2 protein-coding genes are annotated in these 8,937 nt (G+C 40.1%); both read right to left on the reverse strand.

What is annotated here, in order from left to right:
- Window positions 1-56: 56 nt before the first annotated feature.
- A complete protein-coding gene (locus PENNN9_RS07965; protein WP_058369166.1) occupies window positions 57-5,921 on the reverse strand; it encodes an RHS repeat-associated core domain-containing protein in 5,865 nt (1,954 codons plus the stop codon).
- 3 nt (window positions 5,922-5,924) lie between these two features.
- Window positions 5,925-8,378, reverse strand: a complete 2,454-nt coding sequence (locus PENNN9_RS07970; RefSeq protein ID WP_058369167.1) for a hypothetical protein — start codon at window positions 8,376-8,378, stop codon at window positions 5,925-5,927.
- Window positions 8,379-8,937: the final 559 nt, after the last annotated feature.

Genomic DNA, 8,937 nt, shown 5'->3' on the forward strand with positions numbered 1-8,937 from the left:
GATATGGATAAAGAGACTAAGCCTTGACTATACTGAGACATCAATGTATCGATCTTTTACCTACCCCGGCGTGGAAGCATAGCTGGTCTAAGTGGCCTTACTGTTCTTCCCTTACGTATCCAAACCGTCGGATTTTCAATATAGTGTGGATTAGGACTTTTAGGCGCAAGTATAGTGTGGCGTGGTACAGGAATAGGAACAAAAGATCGCCCAAATTGACGTGCAAGTCTTCTATATTCTTCAATACTTTCTATTGGTGTATTTATATTTTCTAAAGGACCGCCACTAGTACTTGTGCCACCAAATCGGTAAATATATTCTGTTTCCACTACACTTCTCATCCTTGGTTCAACAAACTCTAGAGCGTAGAACTCATATATATTTCTACTCGGATTCGCGATACCGTATCTACTCCTACCTTTTACATTGTGGTCTTTAATACGGCTAAGAACTGTTTTCGCTGCCCAGTATTCAGGATTCTTTCCAGGCCCTGATACTCCAATATATAATTTATGATTAATCGTATTGTACCGTAGATAGACTAAGGTTCTACCTTGTACAGAAGTGGATTCAATAGCTTGGGCGAAGTTGGTAATATTATAACCAGTTCGAGTAATATTGCTTCCAATGTCTATTGCATTACATTTAGGGGTATCATTATGATTTTTTGTACCTGATTCTACCTCAAATAATGGTTCATATTTCTCATAAAAATAATTATCGTTTATCCAAACTTTATATGTTCCATACATTTGTGACGGGTGAGGAGGTTTGTTTATATTTCGTGTTCTGGATCTAAAATTTAAAGGATCACTTTTTTGTCGTTTTTCCAAATCTCGTTGTGCAATTTGTAAATATTCTTCACTCGCTTCGTTGGTTTGTTCACTGCGATTTTCTGGAGAGTTTTGAAACTCAGGTCTTGAGTCTGTACCATTGGGATCACTAAACATTAGCGGTTTATTAATTGCATAGCTATATAAATTAGTCCCATCAACCATTCCTTCTGGATCACGCTGCACAAATCGACCAACCTTAGGGTTATACTGCCGCGCCCGATAGTCATAAGTTTCAAGCTCAACATCAAACCTTCGTGCCGTGTAACGCCAAGGGTTATAAATGTCATTAACCGGTAATTCAATTAACTCGCCAAAGGCCGTATAGCGATAACCTCCAAATGAATCACCGTTAGCATCAGTTAGCAGACGAATCGACCCTACTAAGTCCGCATGATACCAATGCTCAGCACCTTCAGCTGCAATATGTAGAGGGCTATCTATACCATCATCATAAACATATTGTGCAAAGAGGTTGCCATCTCGATACTCAGTAATAACGTCATCTCCATCAGAAACTAACTGGGTAACATGACCACCGAGTTGCTCAAGAATACGCCGCCCAAGCGCATCGTGCCAGAAGACAGCAATTTCATTGATACATTCTTTATCTGCACATACTTGCACTAGTCTGTTGAGCGAATCGTAAGTAGAGAAACGCTGTTGGTCATCCTTAAGGTTGCCGTTGTCATCATAGGTGTAGCTTGTGTTACCGCGAGACGGGTATTGATCCAATTGATTGGAATTATAATTGATGATATTGCCATCAGACGTTCTTTCAATATCACGATTACCGACTAGATCATAATCATAGGTTTTCGGTACTTGAGGCAGCTCTAACGCACCTATCAAAGTTGTGATAGTGGATTGGCGATTGGGTAGCGGGTTTGCTAGTTCCGTATTTGATATTCCAAAATTAGAGAAGTCAAAGGATTCAGCGGTATCTGGCTTAAATTCATGCGCGAGTCGGTAAATTGAATCATAAGCAAAGCGTTCCGTACGGGGGCCAGCTGTCAGCACATCATTTCGTATACGTACATTATTAGCGGCATCGTAAAGGTATTGGATTATTAAATGCGTTGCATTCGGTCCACTGTGAGCTATCTCAATCAAGCGCCCACCACCATCATGTCGATAGCTTGTGCTGGCACCGTTAGCAAAAATGCATTGATCAGGTTGTAGACCCGCGTAAATCATTTGAGCGATTGGACGACTATCAATCGATGCTGAGTCGCCAGGATAATTAATCCCATTTGCGATGTTTTGTGTGTTTGTCCTTCTGTTTAAGTCATCCCGATCTATGTGTAGACTGCGCCCACTAGGGTAAGTCAAATCTGTAAGAGCACCGACATCATTGAACTTTCTAGTGGTGGTGAAAGGAGTTTTAAGCGGGGCCTCATTTACAATATATGTAATAGTCTCTTGCAATTGCCAGCTCAGTGAATTATATCGGAAAGAACAAATAGCAAAATCATTCTCGGCTATTATTAGGCGATCAAGACCATCATACTTATAGCGTTCAAAAGTTGCTCCAGCAACTACGAGATCAGTAGATAAATTAATTGTATTTACATCTATGCGTATCGTACGGTTTAACGCATCAAGTGTAAAAAAGCGCTGTAAGCCATTATTGTCCTGCGTACGAATGACATTACTATTTTTATCGTAGTCAGTCAGCATCTTACTGTCATTCGGGTAAATGATGGCCCGACGGCGATCGAGCGCATCATACTCATATCTGGTTTTACGACCTAGTGCATCAATTACTGATATCAAGTTATTGTTAAGATCATATTCTTGTTTCGTCATCACTGGTATTGCTGCTGGTGTGACTGGTCCTATGCCAGTATCGGTTAGAAAATTAGTGGATTTAATCAGCCGGTTATAAACGTCAAAAGTTGATTTCGTCTGATTTCCTAGTGGATCAATCAGTCGTACCATATTGTCACGGCTATCGTAAAATAGGCGAGTGGTATTTCCTAGACTGTCTGTTTGATTTGTCATACGATCAAGTTCATTGAATGTTGAACTGCTTGCAAAAAATCGTTTACTAATTTCTGTGTCGTCTTCTGCAAGCACACTGCCAATCTGATCTGTGCGAATGACATTATTATGCTCATCATATTGAGTGAGAGTTTGATTGCCTAGTGAGTCGGTAACAAGAGTAGGGCGATCGAGGTTATCATATGCAAAATGCACTTCACGCCCAAGCGGATCAACAGTTTTTACAACTCTGCTATTAGCGTCATATACTGTTTCAGTTTCGACTAAACCATCTGGATTGGGTGAATCTAACATTATGGTATCAAGCTGACTTAATAAAAATGGGCCTAATGGTTCTTCAAAGCGATCTACGCCATTACGAATGGCACGATTAAGCTCATCGTATTCGGTCTCACTACGAGATAATAAAAAGTAACCGTTGAAACGCTTTTCGAAGAATCTTACGCAGGTAACATTACTGGCTTTGTCGTAGTCAGTTCGTGTGATGTGACCCAAAGCATCTACTGTGGCGATAGCACGGCCAAATACATCAAATTCGAATGTCGTTGGGTTACCAAGAGCATCAAATGAACGATGCACTCGTCCATCGCCGTCATATTCTATCCGTGTTGTGGCTGCATCTTCCGACCCTGCTCCAGTCGTTTGAGAGGCTGGTAATTGTCGTTCGTTATAACAAGTACGGACTTGATTGCCCTTAGGTGAAATGGTCAGGATTCGTTGACCAGCACTGTCATAAACATGTTTGGTGGCTAGATGTGTGTCTAAATCAATACCTCCTGTTGTGGTCTTAACTAAGTTAAACTCTTCATCATAGCAAAAGGTGACAACGCTTGACCCACCTAGCTCTGCTTGCCCAAATTCATCTTTTAAATCTATATCTAATCTTTCTAGCTTACCGGTTCTATCATAAAACTTTTGGGCTCTGAAATTAAATGGGGCTGTGGATATTGTTTCGATAACTTGGTCGAGCTCGTTATATGAAGTGTGAGTCACAAATCGTCCGTCAGATGCAGCTACTGATTTTGGCGCATGAACAGCAGTTATACGACCAAGCTCATCTACCTCATTACGCACCGTAATCTCAAAACCGCCGACATCGACAACAATCTGCCGCAAATGTCCAAAAGACAGATCGTCTTGATCTTCAAAAAAGCTCCATTGTGTAACAACGCCGACTGGATTTATTGAGCGTAGTAATCGGCCTTTTGAATCATAATCGGTAAATAGTTCAACAACGATTGGTTGTGGTTGACCATTGTGCAAGTGCGGCTGAGGGTATTCAACTTTTGAAAGAAGTTTGGTGAGGCCAGTGTAGGAATACTTAGTGAGCGTATCGTCATACGATTGAAATTCGTTTGCATCAGGGTCAGCACTTTCGGTATATCGGGGGTCAGAAATAGTGAGTAGCTGACCAAATTCATCCTCATAAGTCATTTTGACAATGATATCTTGGCTTCGATCTATAGTTGCAGGGAAGTGACCATTAAGGATGTCAGGGAAGTTACCCCATATACCTTGCGGTAGAGTAAAACTATTAAAATTTGCATAGCCGCCACGGCGAGTTTTGGCAAGTATACGACTAAAAGCTTGCCGCTCTTTCCATGTTAATTGCTCTGTTGGAATATCTCCATTTTCCATCAACGGATGATGACGGGTAAAATAATCCCGTCCGAACATATGCTGGGTCAAAACACCTTCAGGACTCAGTGATGAAACGACATTGCCATCTCGATCATAACGGTACTGTTCGATTAGTTTTCGCAGTAGCCCATTCTCAATGACACACTGTTCTCGCTGCAATAAGTTTCCAAACTTATTATATATGTGACATAAGTTTCCAAACTTATTATATATGTGACATATAGATTGGCCATTTCTTTCAATCAGGGTGGTTTTATTCGTTGGTCGCTGTTCTGCTGGATAATCAGCATCAAAAACTTGATCGATGATTTCATATGTAAATTGATATTGACCGCCGCCTTGACGTTGCCGAGTGACACGGTTGTAATTCTGTAGCTCAGGAGAACTACCGTATTCTGTTTCAAGATATATCTGGCCGGCTGCATCAATTATTCGAGTTAAGTTATGTTGCAAATCTCCAGTTTGGAATGTAGAACTATATTCATAGCAAACTGTTGGGCCGCACTTGTAGCGGTCTGTTAAAGGTGAAGTAACTGCAATTAAGTCGCCGATAGAGTCGTAAGTATAATGCCATTGTCGATTGGTATAATCGCTGATATAGCAAATACGGTTTTGCGTGTCGTAAGCAAATTGAACATATCTTCCCGAATGGTTTATTTCAATATCTTTTAATTGGTCGGTAGCCGGATCATAACTGAGCGTTAAATGATTTCCAAAACGGTCTTCTATTTTTGCCAACCGGTGTAAAAAACTGTGTTTTGGATCAACTTCAAATATTTGCCGCACACCATTTGGCTGACGAAGCACATAGGAGCCATTTTCTGCGAAGAAAACGCCATGGCTTCCATCCGGTGGCATCCAGTAATCAAATTCATTATTCATTGTCTCGCCGAAACGGGGATGTTTTATATACGCTTCTTCACGAAAATCACCTGTAGATAGGAAGATAGAGGATGAGCCTTCCCTTAGCCAAACGTGAAAGTTATGTGTCCAGTTATAACCAAGTGGCCCATTAAATATGGTCTGATTTCGATAGCGGCGGCTAAAAACAAAATCAATACCTGCGCCATTGATACGTATGTCATCTACATTGTGAATGAACTGACCTTTATACATCATGACTGGATCAGCACCGACATCGGCCAAGTTATCCTTATGTTGGTCTGCGCGAACAGGCTGTTTCTTTTCTGTGATTGGAATCAGCTTTTCTAATATTTCAATTTCCAATGCAGGATTGCTCGACTGACTCATCTCACCTGCAATGAAGTTCGCGACATCAACAGGGTCTCTTCCTTCTTTCTGAGCCGCAGCAAGCTCTTCTGCTAAGGCTGGAAAACACTCTAATATTGCATCGATATAGCGAGCTTGATAGTCTTCATTTTCATCTTCATTATTAGTTTGGTCATTAAGATTTTCTAATTTAGAACAGTTAGATGTATTCATAATCTACTGCTCCTTGCTGTTTGGCCTGCCGCTTTTATCATCTGGTATAGATATACCCAAAAGTAAGCGTCTCGCGTTTGATGCTTCTTCTACACCTAGGCCTGTTTTTCGAGAGAATCGCGCCAAGTCGATGGATAAAGCCTGATCAACTGTTAGACTAGCTCCTAAAGTCTTTATTACTCTTTCCGGTAGTCCCTTAATCTTAGATATAGGGGTTTTGAGATATTCCCTTGGCAAAATGTCTTTAATCTGATTTTTAAAATAGTCACTTTCTAAAAACCCTACTTTGTCGTCTGATGAATGGCGGCTTATACTATTGTGACTTCTCGTTAGTGCGGACTGTACTTTTGAGAGAAATTCTTTTGCAAGTGGTGCTCTATTTTGACGAATTGCACTTTTAGTCATTAATGCTTTGTTAATTCTGATCGTTGGTTCATCGACTATGAGTTCAATAATATCAGGATCTTCTTCCCGTGCAGGTGGAGGAGTAAGAGGTGGTGGGATAATCTCTATACATTTTCCTGATTTGAAACAAGTACAAAGTTTACGACTAGTAATAAATAGGCTTCCTATATCTGCATGAGACTCTGCGTGACTGGTTTTTGGAAGCTCTGATCTCATAAATACTCGGAAAATAGCATCTTGAAAAATTGCTTGATCCCCAGCAGCTCCACCACCCACAGAACTACTACCTCTACCACTACAAAGTTTTGCAGACACTACAAGTGTTCCCGCTATAACACTATAATTCAAAGCTGTAACATTTTCGCTATGACCAGAAATTAAGGCAACTCCTGGATGCCCTTCTTGCCACCCAGAATCAATATCCTCACCTTCTTTTATTTTTCGTTCTTGCCTTTGATCGACAATAAAATCTTCTGGTAAAGGCCTTATAAAACTAAGATCTTCACATTTACCATCACCTGCGCCATTCCCTAAAGCGTCTGATCCACTTCCGCCGGGCACTCGCATAGTAGGAACGTGAAAATCAAAATGAGTTTCGTAATACTCCTCTGGAGGTTCGACAATTACTGCGTTTTCTGGATAATGTCCGGTTTCAAGTGCGGCTTCTATACAAAGCCCTTTAATTCCTTTCGGCCTAGAAACAATTAAAAAGTATTCCTGCATTCCTTCTATCGCTCGAAGACCTTGAACAAAGGTCCGATAATCTGTTGGTTGCAGTACATGAGGACGCGCTAGACTGAGAAACGAGGCTCTGTTGGTGCCGGCATGATAGCCCGTTAATAGGTTGTACATTTGACTGAGTTGTGTTGTTGCGCCTTGTGTTTCTCGTCGCTCACGCGATGCATCTGTTTGCACACTCCATTGGTCCTGATCCGTTTCTGTATTGGTTTGCTTAGTTGAAACAGACGCATTTACACCAATAGGAAATTCTGGAATTGGTATAACGGCCTTCACTCCAGCCTTAAAGCTAACACTGTTTTCAGTGCTTTCAGTATGAGTAAGCGCTTTGTTTGTCGATAATGCGGATCTTGATCCTGTAAGAACTTCACCAGCTTCAGTTGCGGCTTGATAAAGATCACGGCGCTTAGGTTCAAAGTCAATGATGTGAGGGAAATTCTCTAAATCAGTTGCTTCTTCTTTTCCTAATACAAAATAGGCGAATTCGAGAAGTGAGGATTTACCTTCAAATGTAGTAATGACTACTTTTTGAATACCTTCTGCTTCAATGATTAGTTTATGAACTTGATTAGGTTGCAACTCTGATGATTTCGTACCAACCAAACCATCTGCAGAAAACGCTTCCATCTTTACAACTGTACTTTCTAAATAAATGATTTTAGCTTCTACAGCAGCTATTCCTGATGTATCCGGAATTTCTATAACCATCTCTTTTTTTAGGTCAAGTTCAGCATCTGTGTTGTTAGCCAAAGTTATAAGATTAACGAGGTCATTAGATGGTTGACCAGAGTTAAAGCTTACCCCGCTTTCTTCGTATGGGTCTTCTAGCTTGGTTCCCACTTTCAATGGGGGAGCATCGATTGGTGCGCCTTGTTCTCGTAGTTTAGAAAAATCTATTCTATTACGCTCTAATAGAGCTTTGTTAGCACTTGGGAAGACCGCAACGTTAAGCATAACTCCATAACAAGCAAAGTAGTCTTGTGCTATTCGATCTATAACACTTCTAAAACCTTCCTCCGGAAAATCAGGAAATTGAACTCCAGTTGGACCGACAATATGGTTTAATAAACCTATTTCTTTTTTGGTTGGCTGATAGCCTGTTATAGAAGTAGTAACCTTAATATAGGTGATTTGATCTCCACATAACTCCTCAGGTAACTCTTCGGGCTTGGGTTCATAAACTGATATGGCCATTGAAGATCGCCAAGGAAATGGAAATCGTTTGTTGCAGAATTTTTCATCCATCATATCCGGACTAACTGCAATTTGTCTCCAAGGAATACTCTTAGGTAAATTAAAATATTGTCCTGACATATATTTCTCCTTTAAAGTTTTGCCAACTGCCAAAACTTCTTACGTTTATCAAATAGGGTGGTACGGAAGCCTAAATGATGTATAAACTAGAGAGTACTCAATATTTAATGATAATAATTTTCATTATCAATTTTATTATATACAGGGTATTGAATGTAATGAAATGTCTATTTTGTATCCATCGCTTAGAGTTATTAGCGAAGATTAAAAACTAATTTAATTGAGAGCGTAATGTACTTGTTATACAACAGCATGTTCTATGAGAGTTCGTGATACGTCCCGAAAAAATTCTTGATCGTTAATTGTAGAGCTTCTCTAAGTGTGTTCAACTTATTCAAACCCTAAAGCCTTTTCGATTATTAGTATAAATTCTAGTATCAGCTTCGCTTCGTTTTTCATACGTATATAATTTAGAAAAATGTTCTTTCATACCATTATCATCATTTTTTTGAAAGCATTCGGCCTATGGTTACTCAACAACTTGTCATAAATCTTCTAAACAAAAACCACAGTAATACTCAAAAAACAGACAAAAAAAAGCCTCACTGCTCGTATAAAG

The sequence above is a fragment of the Psychrobacter sp. ENNN9_III genome (assembly GCF_001462175.1).
Taxonomy (GTDB): Bacteria; Pseudomonadota; Gammaproteobacteria; order Pseudomonadales; family Moraxellaceae; genus Psychrobacter.

Coding starts and splice junctions, on each gene's coding strand:
- PENNN9_RS07965 (WP_058369166.1), bottom strand. CDS start 5,921: ATGAATACATCTAACTGTTCTAAATTAGAAAATCTTAATGACCAAACT.
- PENNN9_RS07970 (WP_058369167.1), bottom strand. CDS start 8,378: ATGTCAGGACAATATTTTAATTTACCTAAGAGTATTCCTTGGAGACAA.